This is a genomic window from Mesorhizobium sp. M7A.F.Ca.AU.001.01.1.1 (genome assembly GCF_004022735.1).
GTDB lineage: Bacteria > Pseudomonadota > Alphaproteobacteria > Rhizobiales > Rhizobiaceae > Mesorhizobium > Mesorhizobium ciceri.
Genome location: NZ_RZPF01001156.1, coordinates 1 through 1,100 on the forward strand (window position 1 = coordinate 1; position 1,100 = coordinate 1,100).

Annotated in this window: 1 protein-coding gene and 1 pseudogene; both read right to left on the reverse strand. The window is 66.2% G+C overall.

From position 1 onward, the window contains the following. Positions 1 to 712, reverse strand: a 712-nt coding sequence (locus EN884_RS36710; RefSeq protein ID WP_128361164.1) for an SIS domain-containing protein, incomplete at its 3' end; no start/stop codon positions are given. Beyond that, a pseudogene (locus tag EN884_RS36715) lies at positions 713 to 1,100 on the reverse strand (ATPase); the annotation flags it as partial. It abuts the gene before it with no gap.

Consider the following 1,100-nt stretch of genomic DNA (forward strand, 5'->3'; position numbering starts at 1 on the left):
CCATCGGCCCGTGCAGATAGTTCAGCGTGTCCCATCCCGATGCCGGCACCCGCACCGCCTCGCGTATCAGCATCGCCGCCTCGCCGGCATTGGCGAAGCCGACACCGGCGGCGACGATGTCGATGGATGTTCTGCCCTGCAGCAGCCGGGCCGCCTGCCCGGCAGCGCTTTGCGCACCGGAAAGGACGGTGGCGGCTGCAGGTGACAAAGTCGTCCAGTCGAATCTGTTGCCGGCGAGCCTGTCGATCAGCATGCCGAGCGCCAGCAAGGTCCCGGTATAGCCGGTGGAGCTTGCGCCATTGTCGGCGCCAGAATCCGTGGCAAGCACAGCACCAGTCAGATCAGCCAGCGGATTGCCGCTGCCACGGCAGACCGCCAGGCGCGGCGCGCCCGACGCCTCGCGCATGACGTCGTAGATTTCGCGGCTCTGCCCGGAGGCCGACAGCGCGATGAACGCATCGGCAGCTGCATCCGTCCGGCCATAGAGATCGGTCGGCGTATAGGCAAAAGCCTTGATACCGGAGGCGCGCAGATAAAGCGCACCGGCCAGCGCCGCCTGATAGCTGGCGCCGATGCCGGCAAGCCCGATCGTCTTGCCGGCAAAAGCGCCGAGATCGAGGTCGTCAAGCGACGAGGCCACCGAACGCCGGCCGATTTCGAGACTTTCCGTCTGGCGCGCCACCGCCGGGCGATAGCCGATACGCTTCATCATTCAAACCGCTCCAATTCCCGAAGATTGGCCCTGACCGACCAGCAGTCGTCTCGCCAAGGCGACCGCACCCAGCACCGGCGGCTCGCGCAGCAGCAGCACCTGGCTCGACGGCGAGACCTTTGCCATGGCCTCGACGAATGCCGTCATCAACATCGGCTGCTCCGAGATGACCCCGCCGCCAGCCACGACAAGGGCGGGATTGGCGCCGCGTTCGATCAAGAGTTCGACCAATGCGGCCAACCCTGCCCCGCCTTCGCTGATAATACGGATAGCCAGAGCCGAGCCGGCGATCGCCGCGTCGAATACGGCATTGGCATAGCGGCCCCAGACCGCGGCACCACGCGTTTCGTTGAGCAGGATGCCAAGCTTGGTGTGGTCGGCTGTGCCG